The sequence below is a fragment of the Acinetobacter sp. NIPH 2699 genome (assembly GCF_022549355.1).
Lineage (GTDB): Bacteria > Pseudomonadota > Gammaproteobacteria > Pseudomonadales > Moraxellaceae > Acinetobacter.
This window is the reverse complement of sequence record NZ_JAKZGL010000019.1, coordinates 44,531-63,059: the sequence shown is the minus strand read 5'-3', so window position 1 is coordinate 63,059 and position 18,529 is coordinate 44,531. Positions and strand designations below refer to the sequence as shown.

At 41.9% G+C, this 18,529-nt stretch carries 12 protein-coding genes, 1 tRNA gene and 1 pseudogene; 7 read left to right on the top strand and 7 right to left on the bottom strand.

Annotation, left to right across the window (positions count from 1 at the left end; all coding sequences use genetic code 11):
• Together MMP72_RS14765 and MMP72_RS14760 are read right to left on the bottom strand one after the other, a co-directional pair.
• Positions 1-602: pseudogene (locus MMP72_RS14765) on the bottom strand (hypothetical protein); the annotation flags it as partial.
• 611 nt (positions 603-1,213) lie between these two features.
• A complete protein-coding gene (locus MMP72_RS14760) occupies positions 1,214-6,244 on the bottom strand; it encodes a hypothetical protein (RefSeq protein ID WP_241406034.1) in 5,031 nt (1,676 codons plus the stop codon).
• A 527-nt stretch (positions 6,245-6,771) separates the two neighbouring features.
• Between MMP72_RS14760 and MMP72_RS14755 the strand changes: the two genes are divergently transcribed.
• A tRNA-Arg gene (locus MMP72_RS14755) sits at positions 6,772-6,848 on the top strand.
• Positions 6,849-6,913: 65 nt separating this feature from the next.
• Here MMP72_RS14755 and MMP72_RS14750 read toward each other — a convergent pair.
• Positions 6,914-8,209 (bottom strand): SRPBCC family protein, encoded by a 1,296-nt coding sequence (locus tag MMP72_RS14750; protein ID WP_241406033.1) that lies wholly within the window; start codon positions 8,207-8,209, stop codon positions 6,914-6,916.
• Positions 8,210-8,357: 148 nt separating this feature from the next.
• Between MMP72_RS14750 and MMP72_RS14745 the strand changes: the two genes are divergently transcribed.
• From MMP72_RS14745 to MMP72_RS14735, 3 genes are all read left to right on the top strand, one after another.
• Positions 8,358-8,855, top strand: coding sequence for a YcxB family protein (locus tag MMP72_RS14745; RefSeq protein WP_241406032.1), 498 nt, complete (start codon positions 8,358-8,360; stop codon positions 8,853-8,855).
• Positions 8,856-8,887: 32 nt separating this feature from the next.
• A complete protein-coding gene (locus tag MMP72_RS14740; RefSeq protein WP_241406031.1) occupies positions 8,888-9,529 on the top strand; it encodes a fumarylacetoacetate hydrolase family protein in 642 nt (213 codons plus the stop codon).
• Positions 9,530-9,607: 78 nt separating this feature from the next.
• On the top strand, positions 9,608-10,504 hold the full coding sequence (locus MMP72_RS14735; RefSeq protein ID WP_241406030.1) for a polysaccharide deacetylase family protein: 897 nt from the start codon (positions 9,608-9,610) through the stop codon (positions 10,502-10,504).
• On the opposite strand, the gene MMP72_RS14730 is transcribed toward MMP72_RS14735, so the two are convergent.
• Entirely contained in the window at positions 10,505-11,305 is an 801-nt protein-coding gene (locus tag MMP72_RS14730; RefSeq protein WP_241406029.1) for a helix-turn-helix transcriptional regulator, read from the bottom strand. It lies immediately after the preceding gene.
• A 107-nt stretch (positions 11,306-11,412) separates the two neighbouring features.
• Here MMP72_RS14730 and MMP72_RS14725 point away from each other — a divergent pair, with 107 nt between their 5' ends.
• Positions 11,413-12,321, top strand: a complete 909-nt coding sequence (locus tag MMP72_RS14725; protein ID WP_241406028.1) for a DMT family transporter — start codon at positions 11,413-11,415, stop codon at positions 12,319-12,321.
• Positions 12,322-12,349: 28 nt separating this feature from the next.
• Here MMP72_RS14725 and MMP72_RS14720 read toward each other — a convergent pair whose 3' ends face one another.
• Complete coding sequence (locus MMP72_RS14720; RefSeq protein WP_241406027.1) at positions 12,350-13,600, bottom strand: YihY family inner membrane protein; 1,251 nt, start codon at positions 13,598-13,600, stop codon at positions 12,350-12,352.
• 146 nt (positions 13,601-13,746) lie between these two features.
• On the opposite strand from MMP72_RS14720, the gene wrbA reads away from it, so the two are divergent.
• A complete protein-coding gene (gene wrbA, locus MMP72_RS14715; protein ID WP_241406026.1) occupies positions 13,747-14,337 on the top strand; it encodes an NAD(P)H:quinone oxidoreductase in 591 nt (196 codons plus the stop codon).
• Positions 14,338-14,373: 36 nt separating this feature from the next.
• Here wrbA and lgt read toward each other — a convergent pair whose 3' ends face one another.
• Positions 14,374-15,186, bottom strand: coding sequence for a prolipoprotein diacylglyceryl transferase (gene lgt, locus MMP72_RS14710; RefSeq protein WP_241406025.1), 813 nt, complete (start codon positions 15,184-15,186; stop codon positions 14,374-14,376).
• Between the two features lie 120 nt (positions 15,187-15,306).
• On the opposite strand from lgt, the gene MMP72_RS14705 reads away from it, so the two are divergent.
• Positions 15,307-16,089 carry an NRDE family protein gene (locus MMP72_RS14705; protein ID WP_241406024.1) on the top strand — a complete coding sequence of 261 codons (783 nt, stop codon included), beginning with the start codon at positions 15,307-15,309 and terminating at the stop codon, positions 16,087-16,089.
• 51 nt (positions 16,090-16,140) lie between these two features.
• Here MMP72_RS14705 and MMP72_RS14700 read toward each other — a convergent pair whose 3' ends face one another.
• Positions 16,141-18,435: a PhoX family phosphatase gene (locus MMP72_RS14700; protein ID WP_241406023.1), complete on the bottom strand. Its 2,295-nt coding sequence runs from the start codon at positions 18,433-18,435 to the stop codon at positions 16,141-16,143.
• Positions 18,436-18,529: the final 94 nt, after the last annotated feature.

Below are 18,529 nucleotides of genomic sequence, written 5' to 3'. Positions count from 1 at the left end.
ACAGTATCGCGAGAAGTTTCAAAGGTGAGTGTGCCTAGATTGGTTAAATCCACAATAGGATGGACTTGAGGGAGTACGCCACTGGCTACACCACCAACAGTCGTGATACCTGTATTGATCAGGTCGGTTTTGAGACTTTCAACACCTTGAAGAATATCAATACCTGTTTGGATGACACCGGTTACAGGGTTGTTTCCAAGGTCACCACCAGTAATACCGCCGATGATTCCTGTAATTGCACCTAAAGGACCGCCATCACCGCCACCCGTAATACCACCGATAATGCCAGTGATTGGACCAAGAGGACCTCCGTCACCACCACCAGTAATACCGCCGATGATTCCAGTGATTGCACCTAAAGGACCTCCATTACTGCCACCCGTGATACCACCAATAATGCTAGTAATTGGAGCAAGAGGACTGCCATCTGTATTGCCAGTTAAGTTGCTAATCGTATTTGTTACAGTATTTGTAGATAGAATATTTGTAATTGTGGAAAGTGAAAGGGGGGCTAGAATTGAGTTACTAGCCGATGATGTACTACTCTCTGTTAAATTTGAGGTAATACTTTTAAGAGGTGATAAAAGACTTTTGAAAAGCATAACGATACCTATATTTTTAAAGTTGTGTTGTTTTGATTAAATTATTTAATGGTTACTGTTATTTTGTGACTTGTGTCTCATTAATCAGATTTAGTGTCGTGTTTTTCAATTATTTTGTCAATGTATATGAATGATCAAATTTAATTGTTAAATAAGAGTTTAATATTTTATAAGATATTGTTTTTATTTTAGATATTATATTTACTTGGTGGCGAAAATTTTTATGGTGGAGATATATTAATAACTGCCTATGATATGGTTTAGCCTATTAAATCAGTTGTTTAAGGGCTTATCGGTTGAGTTTTTACGATGATTATTGATTAACAAGTTGGAAGTTTATGAAATTTGTTATTAGTTTGAAAGTAAATATGTCATTTGATTTGAATGAATTATTAATTTATATATATCAGTATCTTATATTTTTACTATAAGTGTGGGGTGGTGTATATTTTTAGTATTTAAAACTGGTTTTTAAAAAAAACTTATCAATTCGAATAAACTTTTAAAATATATTCTTATGGTTTAGTTCATTAAATAAATGTCTCTTATTTTAGGACGAAATATTGTAGACACCTGCTGAAGAATTAGCAGGTGTCTACATCTAAACAAGATTAGAAAAGATGCGTACTTTCAAGAAGCTGTTCAGTTAAATTTACATTTGAAACTGAGAGATGATCAGTGAGATTGATCGTTGATCCACCGATAGAGAGGCTTTGAGATGATGTTGTTGCACCTAGAACAGAATTTAAGATGCTATCTACACCATTACTACTGCTAGAACTACCGACATTAACGGAAATTAATCCACTTAAGTTTCCAATGATATCACCACTTAGTATCCCAGTGACCGCACCAAGAGGACCACCATTACCACCAATGATTCCAGTGATTGTATCTAATGGGCTACCATTGCCTCCAATTCCACCAATGATGCCACCACCAAGAATATCATCACCGATGATATGTTGAATTGTATCAGCAGCGGTTGAACCATTATTGATGAGTGTACCGATAACGCCAGTAGCATTACCGATTGCGCCAGCAAAATCAGTGCCAGCAAAATCAGAGATTGCTTCAAGTGTACCGTTGACGGTATCGCGAGAAGTTTCAAAAGTGAGTGTGCCAAGATTTGCGAGGTCACCGATAGGGTGTTCTGCTTGAGGGAATACACTGATGATTGTGTCAGCAACAGTATTGATGCCTGTATTGATGATTTCAGTTTTGAGGCTTTCAACACCTTGAAGAATATCAATACCTGTTTGGATAACGCCAGTTACAGGATTGTTGCCTAAATCACCACCAGCAATGCCACCAATAATACCCGTTAAGATATCGAGCGGGCTGCCACCGTCACCACCCGTGATACCGCCGATGATGCCAGTGATTGCACCTAATGGGCCACCATCGCCGCCACCTGTGATACCACCGATAATGCCAGTGATTGCACCTAATGGGCCACCATCACCACCAATAATTCCAGTAATACCGCCGACAACATTGGTGATTGGATTCAGTAAACCACCACCTACATCTGGATCACCGATAATACCACCAGCAATACCTGTAATTGTACCGACGAGACCTGTACCACCATTACCATCACCTGCAATAATACCAACAATATTGGTGACAGGACTGAGCACGTCGCCTTCACTGAGGCTATTGAGGTCTAATACAGAGATTGCATTGCCTGAGAAGTTAATCGGAATCGTGATTGGTGCAACGACGCTAGCATCATCACCGTTACCATTACCGATACCGTAATTATGTTCACCGTTACCTGCACCAATACCATTGAGTAGACCACCTAATAGGCCCACACCTGTACCGAAACCATTGCCAGCACCATTACTATTGTCAGTGGAATCGTTATCTTCGACGTGGTTGTTGGTTGTGGTTGATGAATTATTGGTTGAGTTCGATGTGGCAGAGCCAAATATCGATATTGCATTACCTGAGAAGTTAATTGGAACTGCGACTGGCATGACAATGCTGGCATCATCACCGATACCATTGCCAATACCATAGTTATGTTCACCATTGCCAGAACCAATGCCATTGAGTAAGCCACCTAGACCTAGGAAACCGCCGCCTGAGCCACCACCTGTACCGTTTCCGCCACCATTACTGTTGTCAGTTGTGTCGTTGTCTTGAACGTAGTTGTTGGTTGTAGTCGATGAATTGTTGGTTGAGTTTGAAGTGGCATTGCCAAAGATTGAGAAGGCGTTACCGTTGGCACTAATGGGTACAGTGATTGGTGCGACGACGCTTGCATCATCAGCAATACCATTGCCAATACCATAATTATGCTCACCGTTGCCAGCAGCAATGCCATTACCAATACCGCCACTGGTACCATTGCCTGTTCCATTACCACCGCTATTACTATTATTGGTGGTATCGTTGTCTTGGAAATAGTTATGTGTTGTGGTTGATGAGTCGTTGACTGAGTTGGACGTTGCATTGCCAAAGATTGAGAAGGCATTGCCATTGGCACTGATCGGTGTAGTAATGGGTACGACCACAGCAGCATCATCGGCAATACCATTGCCGATACCGTAGTTATGTTCACCATTGCCTGCACCAATACCATTCAGTAAACCACCAAGACTATTGCCAGATGAACCACCGCCACCACTATTACTATTGTCAATGCTGTCGTTATCTTGGAAATAGTTTGAGGTTGTGGTTGACGAGTTGTTGACTGAGTTGGATGTTGCATCACCAAAGATCGAGAAGGCATTACCATTGGCGCTAATTGGTGTCGTGATTGGCGCAACCACGCTCGCATCATTGCCAATCCCATTTCCGATACCATAGTTATGATCGCCATTACCTGCCGCAACGCCATTGCCCAAACCGCCAATACCATTACCTGCACCGCCAACAAGTCCTGTACCACTATTACTATTATTGGTACTGTCATTGTCTTCGAAATGATTAATGGCAGTTGTTGATGAGTCGTTGATGGAGTTTGAGGTCGAGTTACCAAAGATAGAGAAGGCGTTGCCGAGCGCATTGGCTGGAGCTGTGATTGGCATGACCACACTGGCATCATCGCCATTTCCATTGCCTATACCATAGTTTTGCTCACCATTGCCTGAGCTGATGCCATTGAGTAAGCCACCGATACCATTACCTGAGGCACCGCCTACGCCTGTACCACTATTGCTATTGTCAATACTGTCATTGTCTTCGATGTAATTGACTGTGGTGGTTGAGCCATTATTGACAGAGTTGTTGGTCGAGTCTCCAAAGACTGCAAATGAGTTACCTAAGCCATTGATTGGCATAGTGATCGGGGCAACCACACTGGCATCATCGCCATTTCCATTGCCGATACCATAGTTGTGTTCGCCATTACCTGCGCTCACACCATTCAGTAAACCACCAATCCCATTGCCTGCACTACCGTCTAGGCCAGTGCCACTATTGCTGTTGTCTGTGCTGTCGTTGTCAAATACAAAATTAGATGTGGTTGTAGAGGCATCATTGGTCGATGCGTTATGGGAATTGCCAAAGAATGAGAAATCATTACCTAGACCATTCAATGGTGTGGTAATTGGCATTACGATACCAACATCGTCGCCATTTCCGTTCCCGATACCATAGTTTTGTTCACCGTTGCCTGATGCTGGACCATTGCCCCAGCCACCAATGCCGTTGCCCGAAGCTCCTGAGCCACTATTACTATTGTTGATACTGTCATTGTCTTCAACAATATTGGTGGTGTTGGTTGACGCGATATTGGTTGAGGTATTGGTTGGTTGATCTGGATCAGCGCTGCCAAACCAAGAAACATTGTTACCCATTACGTTGACTGGTGTCACGATCGGAGATGTCCAGTCTGCATCAGTTCCATTGCCGTTCCCAATGCCGTAGTTTTTGTCACCATTACCCGCGCTTACACCATTGAGTAAACCACCAATCCCATTGCCTGTAGCGCCATCAACGCCTGTACCGTTGTTACTGTTGTTGGTGCTGTCATTGTCTTGGACATGATTGAGTGTATTCGTTGGCGCTGTATTGGTTGATGAAACACCGTCACCCCCTGTGCCGCCAAATGAGTTACCGAGGACATTAAATGGTGTTGTCACGGGTGCAGTAATACCGACATCGTCACCATTTCCGTTCCCAATGCCGTAGTTTTGTTCGCCATTGCCTGATGCTGGAGCATTTCCCCAGCCACCAATACCATTGCCTGTATTACCATCCGCAGCAGCGCCATTGTTACTGTTGTTGGTGGTGTCATTGTCCTGAACAATATTAGATGTTGTCGTTGGTGCAGTATTAATTGAGTTCACTTCACCCCCACCGATGCCTGCAAATGAATTGCCGAGCACTTGGACAGGAGTCGTCCATGGTGCAGTGATACTGGCATCGTCACCGTTGCCATTGCCGATCCCATAGTTGTGTTCGCCATTTCCAGCAGAAACACCATTGAGTAATCCGCCTGCATTTCCATTACCCGCAGCACCGACGCCATTGTTACTGTTGTTGGTTGTATCGTTGTCTTCAATCACATTTGAGGTTGTGGTGGGTGCAGTATTAACTGAATTTACGTCACCGCCCTCAATACCTGCGACTGAATTGCCGAGTGCCTGAAATGGTGCAGTTACAGGTATGGTGATATCGACATCATCACCGTTACCATTACCGATGCCATAGTTTTGTTCACCGTTACCCGCACCAATACCATTTAACCAGCCGCCGCCATTACCATTGCCCGCAGTGCCAGTCCCATTATTATTGTTGTTGGTGGTGTCATTGTCTTGAATATGAGTGGATGAGGTGGTTGGGGCTGTATTGATAGAGTTGACGTCTCCACCGCCAATCCCTGCAATTGAGTTGCCTACCGCTTGTACTGGGGTTGTCCATGGTGCAGTTAGGTTAACATCGTCACCGTTACCATTGCCGATCCCATAGTTATGTTCGCCATTGCCTGCTGCGACACCGTTCAATAAGCCTCCGCCATTGCCGTTGCCTGCTGCCCCGACACCACTATTACTGTTATTGGTGGTGTCATTGTCTTCGATAATAGTTGTCGAGCTGGTCGGTGTGGTATTGATTGAATTTATATCACCGCCACCAATGGTCGCGAATGAGTTGCCTAAGGCCTCAAATGGAACAGTGACAGGTGTGGTGACATTGACATCGTCACCATTTCCGTTACCGATTCCATAGTTATGATCGCCATTACCTGAGCCAATGCCACTTAAGAAGCCGCCATTGTTGCCATTGCCTGCCGCAATACCGATATTGCTATTGTCAGTGTTGTCATTGTCCTGAACGTGGACTGAAGATGTGGTTGTTGATGTATTGACTGAGGTAACAGGTGATGCTTCGCCCAGCCAAGAGTATGTGTTTCCGAGTGAATGAAAAGCCGTTGTGAATGGATAAGTGAAGTTTAGGTTATCACCATTACCCACACCAATACCGTAGTTCTGATTACCATTACCTGCTGCAATTCCATTGAATAAGCCATCATCAACTTGAGTACTACTGTTACTATTGTTGGTCGTTGTACTCTCTTCGACATGAACATTTTTTATTGTCGATACTGTATTAACAGAAGATGATGTATTGTTACTTCCTAGAGATAGAATGCTTGTAATGGGGGATAAAATATTTTTAAATAACATGTCGATACACCTATAATTATTGGAATTTTGTTTTATTTACCCTGATAATTATGTGACTCCTGTCTCATAATGTATTAAATAGTATTTATTGGTTATTATTATTGTGTCAATAATGCTTGATTTATCACATTTATGTGGATTGTAAAGTTTATATAAATCAGTCTTTTACTTTTTGATAATCTAATAGTTATTAGAGTTTCTACATATATCGAATAAGTTAACGAAGATTATTCATAAAAATTGCACCATTTATAGAATGAAGGTTAGCTTCATTAATTTTGTTAGTAGACTGAATTTTAATGAAAAAAATTATCTATATCTCATCGTTAAAAGTGTGTCACGACGATAAGAATATGAATGACATACAAAGGCTTTACATAAATTCAACATAGGCAAATAGATGTTACAAAGAACAAAACACTTTTTAAAAAATTGAAGCTGCTGAATCTATAGCCAATCGATAGTAAAGTCATGAGAAAGTACTTATCAAGAGTGAAAAAATGCGTATAATGCCCAACATCAAATATGCGCTCATAGCTCAGCTGGATAGAGCACTTGGCTACGAACTAAGGGGTCGGGAGTTCGAATCTCTCTGAGCGCACCAATTTGATGAATAGAAAAAACCGCTTTATTGCGGTTTTTTTGTGCCTATTTGTTATGTCAACAAACCTACATCTTTGTTTTTATTTTCTGTATAAACACCGCATTTCCCCCTATTGCTGGTAGCGTGTCGTGATAGGGAAGACTACGCATTGCTCTCAATAAAAAAGGTGCTTTTTCATCGATCTTCATGGCAGTGGTCATTTTCAACAAAGTACCTTGATCGTTTCCATTTAAGCTCATTTGTCCTTTGATATAACGTAAATCTCCACCATTGGCATGAAAATTATTTTCAGTGCTTTGTGGGTAGTAAAAATGCAATTTAAAGGCAAATGGAATATTAATCACACCTAAACCAATATTAACTTGAATATCTGCATTCTGATGTTGGTTCTGGATAGTGCTTGTGCTGACTTTTTTGATTTGACGTGGAAATAGTTCTTTATAAGTAGCTGGGCTTAGCCATTTTTGTAGCTGTTGCGGGGACTGTTTATAAAATTGATAGGTCGTGGTAAATCGCATGGATTCTCGCCCATGGGTATAAGGCAAAGTGGTTGGTGCGTGCAAAAAACTAACTGGCTGCTGAGCCGTTTGGCTGAGTTGAGCAACTTTTGCCAGTTGGTTCGTTGTGAGCTGAGGGCTTGGAATTTGCCCCGCAGCAAGTGACGTACTATTTGGTTCAATAAAGCGATTTCTCAACGCTTCTAAAATAAATGCATTGCCGCTGCTTGGGATACCCAGCTTGGCATCTGGTATCGCATTCAGAATTTTTTTAACTAAAAAACCTTGTGGCTGATTTAAGTCACTCCATTGTGTCAGGGTAATTAAGGTTCTGTTTTCATCCAATGCAAACCATTCAAACTTACCGACACCATAGGGAATCGGGGCATCAATAACCAAAGTTGCAATACTGTTGGCTGCAAGCTGATGTTGCATCGTTACATCTTCATTAAAGTTCAATGCAGGAATCGGCGTGGGAATTGACACACGATATTTCATTTGAGTGATATTGCCCGATTGCGCCAAGGTTTTTGCCGATTTGAGGGTAGGAAATAGCCCCACATATTGATTAAAATCGGTGAGTGTCTTGGCCACTTGTTGTGCGTTAGCGGGAACAATGATGGCGGCTGAAGTAAAGTTTGCTGTTGGTTGCGGATTATTCTTTAGCGTTGGAACCGATGTTTTTATGGCTGGATGTCCATAGATAAAGATGTGGTTCTGTGTATAGCTTGCCAAGATTTGTGGTTTATTTTGAAAGGGTTGTAAAGCACTAGGGATATTATCCGTCCATGTAATGAGCTGCGCAAAACTATATTGTGTCGTGCAACATAGAAAAATGATAAACGGAGCAATAAAGCGAGACATCACATTCCTTTGATTTTTATCCGTGATTTGATCTGGTCAATTTATAACTTTTTTATGCTTGGAAAATAGCTATATTATGTAAAACGACATGAATTGCGACAAACTGGTGTAATATTAATGTCTGTCTATGATCAACCTATTGAATGTTATGTCTGAACAACGTCCAACGCTATCTGCACGCTATTATCTAACTCTAGAAGAATCTCAAGATGGTTTTGCTTTGATCACGTTTGGGAAAAAACCGTTCACTCGGTTTCTCACACCCGCAATCAGTATTGCGATTATTTTGTGGGGGATTTATTTAGGTTTTACTGGCGTGGGGCGCTACTATGTGGCACTTGGTGTTTTCTTTTTGATCATGCAAGCGATCATGCGATTTTGGTTATTGCCTCTGTTATTCAAGCGTCAATTTGTACGTTATCAATTTGGCAAAAGTGAGCAAGGCATTGATCTATATCAAGACCATTTTGAACTTTATGCTGCGGGGAAAAAGCAAACGGCACAATATAATGAAGTGCAGTCTTTCATTATTGGCAAACTCACTTATATGTTGGAACTCAAAACAAAAACAGTGGTTATCATACCGAAACGTGTCTTTTCAAATCCTGCCGATCAAAGCAAATTTGAAAATAGTTTTAAAAAGTAAATTTATCGCGGTTCAAAGAACAAGGAACTTTCATGAGTACACGTCCATCAAAAATTGTGTGTGTAGGCCGAAATTATGCTGAACATGCAAAAGAGTTAGGAAATCCGATTCCTGATCGTGCGATCTTATTTATCAAGCCACCGAGTAGTATTGGTTCCTTAGCACAAGGTATTAGCTGGAATCAGGCTTTAGGTGAGTGTCATTATGAATGTGAAATCTGTTTGCACATCGCCCATCCTCTATCTCAAGAAACTGACCCGACTAAAGCCTTAGAGGCTGTTGGCGCAGTGACGCTTGGTTTAGATCTGACATTGCGAGATTTGCAGGGAGATCTAAAAGCGAAAGGCGAGCCCTGGGAACGTGCTAAAGCTTTTGATGGTGCTTGTCTTTTCGCTGACTGGATTGAAACGGATGAAATTGGTGATTTACAAGAGCTAGAGCTGATCTTCACGATCAATGGGGTTGAGCGTCAGCACGGCTTTAGTAAAGATATGATTCGAGACATTGGAACGTTACTGGTTGAGATTAATCAATCTTTTAGTCTGGAAGCTGGTGATGTGATTATGACGGGTACGCCCGCGGGTGTTGGTGCGCTTCATCCGAATGATCAACTGACCATGAAATTGATTACCCAGTCTGGTGAATATGATTGGGATACATTTGTCAAAGCATAACAATCCATAAATTCGAGTATCGCGCTGATAATGCTATGTATCAGCGCTTTTTTATTGTTAGAAAATGAGATAAATAGAATGAAAAAATGGCTGTGCTTAGCGCTATTTTTAATGACAACAATGAGCCATGCAAAACAACTTGCTTTAAGCTTTGATGATGGGGTGAATCCTGATTTAAACGTCCAAGCAAACACCATTAATCAGCATATTTTAGAACAACTTCATCAGCATCAGCTCAAAAGTATCATTTATCCGAGTGTCATTAAAATTGGTGATTATGCGGGTTTACAGTTGGTTGCTGAATGGGGCAAACGCGGTCATAACATTGGCAATCATAGTGAATTACATCTTAACTTAAATAAAGATCATGTCACTAGCCAACAATATATTGATGGGATTCGACGAGCAGAGCAGGTATTTCAGCCTCTACAGGGTTGGGTGGCAAGATATCGTTATCCTTTTCTAAAAGAAGGGGATACCCAAGAAAAAAGGGATATGGTCGCTGATTATTTAAAGCAGCATCATTATCAATCTGGTGCGGTCAGTATTGATGCCAGTGACTGGTTCTATAACCAGAAATATTTATCCTATCAAAAGCAAAATCAGAGCTTACAACTTCAAAAGTTAAAGCAAGCGTACATTCAACATCTACTTGATCGAGCTGACTATTATGATCAGTTGGCGGTAGATACCATTGGTTATTCGCCAAAGCATGTGCTGTTGTTGCATGTAAATGCAATTAATGCTGCTTTTTTGGGTGATGTCATAGATGCTTTTCAGCAACAAGGTTGGCAATGGATTGACAGTGAACAAGCTTATACCGATCCCTTATATCAACGACATGCCACAGTGTTACCTGCTGGTGAAAGTATTGTTTGGTCATTGGCGAAACAACAGGGGCATACAACGCTACGTTACCCAGCCGAAGATGCGCCGTATGAACAAGATCATTTAAAACGTTTTGATTTGCCCTAATTAGCTGCCTTGATACAACTTGCGGAACTGGTCTGGGGTAAAGTGCATCCAACGCTTAAACATATAAATAAAGGCAGATGAGCTGGCATAGCCTAAATCCAATGCAATATTTTCGATGGTTTTGCCTTGATTAAGCATCGACATTGCTTTCATCACCTTTAAGCGCTGTCGCCACTCGTGCAATGACATTCCGAGTTCTTTTTGACTATAACGTGCCAAGGTTCGCTCGGTCATATTGATCATCTTAGCAAGCTGCTCTAGCGTACTGTTATCCGCTGGATATGCATGCAAATGACTTAATATTTTTGATAGAGCAGGATGTTGTGTGGTCGGTAAATAACTTCCGACCAGTTCAGCATGGGTGAGTGAATCCAATAAAACGTGCAGCAGCCTTAAATATTCTGGATCCTGTTCTGAAAATGGATGTTTGCGAATATGTTCCAACAATGCAGGAACGAGCGGTGCTGTCAGTAAAATACCTGCATGTTGTGGCATTTTTTGGCACAGTGTTTCATGTATGTATAGCGTACAGTGAGTCACTTCATTACGATTGACACCACTATGTTGTAAATGCGGAGGCAACCAAATGCCATAAGGCGGAGGAGTTAGATAATGAACCTGATCAATACTGACCTCAAGCACGCCATCAAAAGCAAAAATAAATTCGCCCCATGCATGGGCATGCTTAGGATAAAAAGTTTCCGCGGGCGCATCCCGAATTCGTAACCATAATGGGGCTGGAATCTCATTGTATGTAGGAAGTTCCTGAAAATCTTGAATTCGCTGGGCTGATTTTTTCATAATATGAGAATTGCCTGAAAACCTGCATGCATTGTCAGATTTTCACTATATCATCAAAATCCGACAGCTTTATATTGGCTCTCTAATTATAAAATTGGGAGCTGGCAATGGATGAGCGTAAAACATTAGATGCACGAGCATCAGGTCTTATGATCGGACTTTGTATGATTTGGGGATTACAACAAGTCATCTTAAAAATGGCTGCGCCTGATATTTCTCCCCTAATGCAAATCGCACTACGTTCTGGTTTAGCCGCAGTTCTGCTGCTGCCTTTATTATGGCTTGATAAAACTGCCCAGTTATGGAATCGACAGAACTTGAAAGCAGGTGCTTTGGTTGCGGTGTTATTTTCTTTAGAATTCTTCTTATTGGCTCAAGCATTGCATTTGACCTCTGCTTCACATGCTGTGGTTTTACTGTATACCGCACCGATTTTTGTGGCTTTGGGCCTGCATTGGAAGTTGCCTTCCGAACGCTTAAGTATCTTACAGTGGAGTGGTATTGCGATTGCCTTTTTAGGGATCGTCGTCACTTTTATTCGAACCAATCAAGACCTTTCTTCTGATTTAGCACAACAAATGCTGTGGGGTGATTTGTTTGCGTTAGCAGGAGGCATTGCTTGGGCAGCCACCACGATTACGGTACGTTTATCTTCTTTGGCACAAGCCGCAGTGACTCAAACATTGTTTTATCAATTGGTCGGTAGTTTTATCTTACTGTTTGGATTGGCTGTATTTTTAGGACAGGCAAGTATTCATTTTACGCCTTTGGTGATTGGGAGCTTGGCATTTCATACTTTGGTGGTTTCTTTTGCGAGCTTTTTAGCATGGTTCTGGTTGCTCAGAAACTATTTAGCCTCACGCTTAGGCGTATTCTCCTTCTTAACCCCTTTGTTCGGTATTGTATTTGGGGTGTGGTTGTTGGATGAGACGATTGAACCTAACTTTGTGCTGGGTTCAATCCTCGTATTGCTTGGAATCATTGTGGTCAGTTTACAAGGCTGGTTAAGGAAATAAAAAAGACCTCAAGTTGAGGTCTTTTGCGTTATTTCTGTTCAAAAATGGTTGAAAGAGGAATCGAAAGTTTTGCCGCTAAATAATCATTGCTTTCAAGCAGTGCTGGTCCGATTTTCTCCATCCATTCATCATCTTGATGCACATTGGTGACATCATCTTTCAATGGGAGTGGATATGGGAGTGCGGTAAAGAAACTCCAAAAATCAACCTGCGCTAAGTTGCGTACTAACACATATTCATCTTTATCTGTACGTTTAATCAGATTTTGTGCTTCTAATTGCACGATATAGGAAGGCAAACGTCCGAGTTCACCGCGACCGACAATATCCAGTAGTTCATGTTCGCTCACGCTGTTCCCAACTTGCTGTTTCTTATAAAACAGCTCTAGGATATCCAATAACATCATGATTGGATGACGTTTTTGTTCTTTACCTGAATGAAACGCTGTCAGCGCATAACTGATTTCTACACCCAATAAGATGATGTTCCAAGACAGAAAAATCCAAAGTAGAAAAATAGGGATCGCCGCAAAAGCACCATACACAATTTCATAGCTAGTGAAATTACTCATGATCCAACCAAATAAGCGTTTTAAAATTTCAAACACAGTTGCGCTAAAACATGCTGCAATGACCGCAGAGAAAATTGGCACATTTCGATTAGGGATGGTCCAATATAAAATGAAGAAACCAAAGATCGTCAATAAAAACGAAACCAGCCACAATAGAAGAGCACCATCAAGTTGATAGCCTGCAAAATTATTGCTGAGGATATTCATGGATGCTACGGCTGAAGAAAGTACAAATGCACTGCCTAAAAGAATGGGCCCTAGAGAAATAATGGTCCAATAGCGCATGAAACCGACTAGGCCTGTGCGTGTTTCCTTAACCCTCCAAATGCGATTAAACACATTTTCAATCGACGACAACATCAGTACCGTGGTGACAAATAGAAACAAGATACCGATGATGGTGAGATTACTTGATTTATCAGTAAAAGCACTTAAGGCTTTATCAAACGCAATGGTGCTTTTTGGTAGAAAGTTACTATAAATCAGTTGTTGTAGCTGCTGCCGAGCAGGCTCTAAAGCTTTAATCGAAGAAATAATCACCAAAAACACGGTGAGCATGGGAACCACAGCAAAGAGGGTGGTATAGGTCAACGATCCTGCTTGTTCTCGACAACGATCAGCCTCAAAACGACGTAACACAAAGACAATAAATTGAAACCATGTTTTTTCTAAAAAATGCAGTTTTTTTAGATAACGGTTTAAGATCATGGGTTCTATCCTAGTTATTTTTTAAATCTTCCTCTTTTGAAAGAGGGTTTCGGGAAGATTTCTGGATGGATCAATACACAAAACAGCGAATAAAATGGCATTAATCGTATAATATCTTCTTTAAGTTAACAAAAATCTTGAAACTGATGCAACCTTACATTCTTGTCCTTTATTACAGTAAATACGGTTCAACCAAGCAAATGGCACATCTGATTGCCGATGGAATTGAGTCTGTAGGCGTGGCAGCACGTATTCGAACAGTACCCAATCTCGCAACGGTTGTGACGCAAGCTGAAGCAAGTATCCCAGCAGATGGTGACATTTATTGTACATTAGATGATCTCACGCATTGTTCAGGATTGGCTTTGGGCTCACCAACGCGTTTTGGCAATATGGCCAGTGAAATGAAATACTTTTGGGATCAAACCACCAGCTTATGGCTCAATGGTGCTTTACATAATAAACCTGCTTGCGTATTTACCACTTCGGGTTCGATGCATGGTGGGCAGGAGAGCACTTTGTTGAGCATGTTACCGCCGTTATTTCACCATGGCATGATGATTTTAGGTTTACCTAATTCAATCCCTGCACTGTCCAATACCAAAACAGGTGGTACACCCTACGGTGCGAGTCATGTCAGTGGACCACGCCATGATCAGGGCTTGAGTCAAGATGAAAAAATTCTCTGTGAAGCACAGGGTAAACGTTTGGGTGAAGTGGTTAAAAAACTATTTTAAGTTCATAAAAAATGGGAGCATCCGCTCCCATCATTTTTATTTCTTCACTTGCCAATCATAGATATTCTTACGATAGGCATACCAGATCATCCAAAGACCAATGATAATCATTGGAAAACTTAGGATTTGTCCTTTGGTCATCCAGCCAAATAAGATGAAGCCTTGATCTGCATCAGGTTGGCGGAAAAATTCCATAAAGAAACGTGCAATACCGTAGCCCATCAAGAATACAGCTGAAACAGCCATACGCGGACGTGGTTTAGCACTAAACCACCACAACACGACAAACAGGATTAAACCTTCACAGAGTGCTTGGTAAAGCTGTGAAGGGTGACGTACCAAACCTAATGGATCGGTTGGAAAAATCATGCCAAATGCATAGCTGGGATCTTGGACTTGTCGTCCATACAGTTCGCCACCGATGAAATTACCAATACGACCAAACATCAAACCTGTTGGGACACATGGCGCAATAAAGTCCAATGTCTGAAACCATGTTTTTTGGTATTTTTTACACCAAAATAACATTGCAATCACCACACCGAGGAAGCCACCGTGGAAGCTCATACCACCAGTCCATACTTGGAACAACCAAAGTGGATTTTCTAAGAATTTACCAAACTCATAAAACAGTACATAGCCAACGCGACCACCCAGCACCACGCCGAGCGCACCGTAAAAGACGAGATCTGAAACCATATCTCCCGTCCAGCCATCACGTTGCTTAGCACGATAAGAGGCTAGCCCCCAAGCACATAAAAACGCCAACAGGTACATCAGTCCGTACCAGTGCACCTGTACTGGTCCTAAGCTCAGTGCAACTGGATCAATATTTGGATAGGTCAGCATCGCTGTTCCTCAGTTTAGAATTTGAAATTAAGTTTTGAGCAAATTGTAGCGGAATGATATGAAAAATGTTGTACATTCAATGTGAAAGTCAATTGCTCTTAAGATGTGGGAACAAGACCAATGTGTATTGTCGCTTTTGCATGGCATGTTTTGGATGAACTGCCATTATGTTTGATCTCGAATCGGGATGAGTTCTACCATCGTCCCAGTGTGCCTTTACAGCAATGGCTGAATAGCCCGATTGTGGCAGGGCAGGACTTACAATCGGGTGGCACATGGATGGGGGTGACAGCATCAGGTCGTTGGGCTGTGGTCACCAATTTTCGTAATGGACATGATCAGACCCAATATCCAACGTCTAGAGGTCATCTGATTCAAGATTTTTTAGAAAGTGATTTAGCTCCAATTCGTTTTGCACAACAGTTGGAACAGAAACAACAAGACTACGCAGGTTTTAACTTATTCGTTGGCGATCGTGAACAAGCGGTGTATATGAGTAACCGAGGCGAAGCGCCACAAGTGCTCGCCAATGGGGTTTATGTGGTGTCGAATGGTTTGATGTCTGATGATTGGCAAAAAACACAACATCTACGGAAACGCTTTACTCAAGAATTTTTTCCGATGTTGCAACACGTGTCGATGACAGAAGGTGAGTTGCAAGCTACTGTTTGGGATATTTTGGAAGATGAACGTAAAGTGATTCCAGATCTCTTGCCAGATACGGGCATTAATGCAGAGATGGAAGCTTTACTTTCTTCGACTTTTATCCAGAGTCCAATCTATGGAACACGTTGTTCGAATTTCTTAAGGCTGACATTGGAACAGTGGCAATGGTCAGAAAAATCTCAACAGGGTGAACAACAGGGCAATGTTGTACAGATCCAGATTGATCTCGCCAAATAAAAAAATGCCAATCAAGTGATTGGCATTTTTTGAGTGAGTTGAGGTAGGTGATTAACCTAAAATCACACCACCGTCCTTACGTGTAATAACTGCTAAAGCAGAGCGTGGTAAGGCTGTCGAGCTTGAGTTGGTCTGGCTATCTGGCCAATGGCTAATAAAGCCAGCACGCGTACCATTTTCACCTGGATGCTGAATGCTGATAAACATGGTTTTCATATCAGGGGTGTAAGCGACACCTGTGATTTCTGCTTCTTTCGGCCCAACAAGGAAACGTGCCATATTTGGTGTTGCGCCAACATGGGTATTTTGCCCCTTGCTTGCCGATTTTTTCTGACCATCACCGACAGTACCTGGTAACGCAGCCAACATCATGCAGTTGGTTCTATTTAGATATGCATAGTCATCTGTTTGAATCCAAAGTACACCACGCGAGTCAAACATGAGACCATCTGGACTCGAAAAGTCATTGCCTGCATTTAAACCAGATAGGTTTTCTGCTGTCACATCGTGTGGTGCACCAAAAGCAAACACATCCCATTTAAATGTATTTGCAGTGTGATCTTGATTTTCATAACCCCAACGAATGACATGACCATGTGGGTTGCCGTCCGATTTACCATCTTCGGTACCTTGATAATGGTCGTAGTTACGAGGGTTAGCAGCATCAGTTGGCATACTTGTGCCGCGACGAGAGTCATTATTGGTTAAGGTCAGATAAACTTCGCTGGTAATCGGACTGGTATTGACCCACTCAGGTCGATCCATTTTGGTTGCGCCTACAGCATCTGCTGCGAGACGCGTAAAGATACACACATCAGCTTGGTTCGAGAATGGGTAACTTGGGTTATTTGCATCTAAACCATTTTTACCATAGGTCAATTCAATCCAAGTTCCTTTGCCGGCAGCAGCATCGCCTTCTTCGAATTTAGCCACATATAATGTGCCTTTATCCATATATTTCTGACCTGCTTTTACGCCGCCATTGATGTCTTTGGCATCCCATTTGGCTTCAGATACAAATTTATAGACATATTCACCACGTGCGTCATCACCCATATAGAACACAACCGGCTGACCTTCTTTCACTGGTGCAAAACCACAATTCTCATGTGCAAAACGGCCTAGAGCAGTACGTTTAACAGGCTTGCTGTTTGGATCAAATGGGTCGATTTCAACGATATAGCCAAAGGTATGATAAGCATTACGATAGTCTTCTGCCGCACTGTTTGCACGTGTTACCACGTCCCAACGGATGAACTCATCAGTGATGTATTCTGGTTCTGTTGGGGTGTGCCATAAGAAATTATTGTTTGCCCCTTTTCCAATTTCTTCTAAAACAGGGTTACCTTGGTCATCAACGACTTCATTGCCATTTTCATCACGTTTTGGTCCTATAATTGGTTTAAGTGCCAAGCCATAACGGCTAAAGCCCTTTTCAATATTTGCAGGAACTTTGCCTGAATCATCAGAACGGGCAAACGCTTGGATAAAGTTTTCTTCTACAGTCAGGTAGGTTCCCCAAGGTGAAGTCCCACTACCACACTGGTTGTTAATACCGCGTGTGGTTAAACCTGTTGGGTCATATTTGGTTTTAAGTAAATCTGAGCCTGCTGCTGGACCAGAAATGTCGGTGACTGTCGCACTGGTAATACGGCGATTAAATTTAGAATCTTTGACCAGTTCAAATTGACCATTGGTGCCACGTTTCACTTCAACAATCGCCACACCATGTGCATTGACTTCACGGCGGACATCATCAGCAAGACGTTTTTTAGCGTAAATGGTCCCTTCTTTGTCTGCATCAGTCGTACTGTAATAACCGAGTGGGTTTAAACGGTCATGTTCAACATATTCATGATTGATTGCCAACAAACCACGTTCAGAGGCAGTGGTATCGAACTTGCCATCTTTCATGCCATAGAACCATAAACCATCATGGTTGTCGCCCATACGATGTTCAAATGATTCACCCGCACGAGCTTGAGTATCACTCCAGTCACTTAATCCACTAAATAGTGGTAAACCGACAGGTAAGAAAGCTTGTACCTGATACTCTTCAGGAACAACGACCTGATCGGCAAGACTATGTGCAACTGGCGTAAAATTTAATGTTTTTGGAGTTGGTAGACTTGGTTCTTTATTATCAGGTGTTGTTGTTTGCTTATTGTCATTATCAGAACATCCTACAAGGGCTGTGCTTCCGAGCATCATGGCAGCAGTCATCCCTACACCACCACGTAAGATGGTACGGCGACTCATACGAGCATTTAGAATATCCTGAATATGTGGATTATTAGATAAGTTTGAGTCTTCAACATACTCAGCGATTTTTGATTCTTGGTTCATTTGGATTCCTAGCACTTTTGCGGGGTAGCGAATAAAACTATGCTCATGCTAGGAAGTTAGTATGACAATTCAATTAACTTAATATGACAATATG

Coding starts and splice junctions, on each gene's coding strand:
- MMP72_RS14760 (WP_241406034.1), bottom strand. CDS start 6,244: ATGTTATTTAAAAATATTTTATCCCCCATTACAAGCATTCTATCTCTA.
- MMP72_RS14750 (WP_241406033.1), bottom strand. CDS start 8,209: ATGTCTCGCTTTATTGCTCCGTTTATCATTTTTCTATGTTGCACGACA.
- MMP72_RS14745 (WP_241406032.1), top strand. CDS start 8,358: ATGTCTGAACAACGTCCAACGCTATCTGCACGCTATTATCTAACTCTA.
- MMP72_RS14740 (WP_241406031.1), top strand. CDS start 8,888: ATGAGTACACGTCCATCAAAAATTGTGTGTGTAGGCCGAAATTATGCT.
- MMP72_RS14735 (WP_241406030.1), top strand. CDS start 9,608: ATGAAAAAATGGCTGTGCTTAGCGCTATTTTTAATGACAACAATGAGC.
- MMP72_RS14730 (WP_241406029.1), bottom strand. CDS start 11,305: ATGAAAAAATCAGCCCAGCGAATTCAAGATTTTCAGGAACTTCCTACA.
- MMP72_RS14725 (WP_241406028.1), top strand. CDS start 11,413: ATGGATGAGCGTAAAACATTAGATGCACGAGCATCAGGTCTTATGATC.
- MMP72_RS14720 (WP_241406027.1), bottom strand. CDS start 13,600: ATGATCTTAAACCGTTATCTAAAAAAACTGCATTTTTTAGAAAAAACA.
- wrbA (WP_241406026.1), top strand. CDS start 13,747: ATGCAACCTTACATTCTTGTCCTTTATTACAGTAAATACGGTTCAACC.
- lgt (WP_241406025.1), bottom strand. CDS start 15,186: ATGCTGACCTATCCAAATATTGATCCAGTTGCACTGAGCTTAGGACCA.
- MMP72_RS14705 (WP_241406024.1), top strand. CDS start 15,307: ATGTGTATTGTCGCTTTTGCATGGCATGTTTTGGATGAACTGCCATTA.
- MMP72_RS14700 (WP_241406023.1), bottom strand. CDS start 18,435: ATGAACCAAGAATCAAAAATCGCTGAGTATGTTGAAGACTCAAACTTA.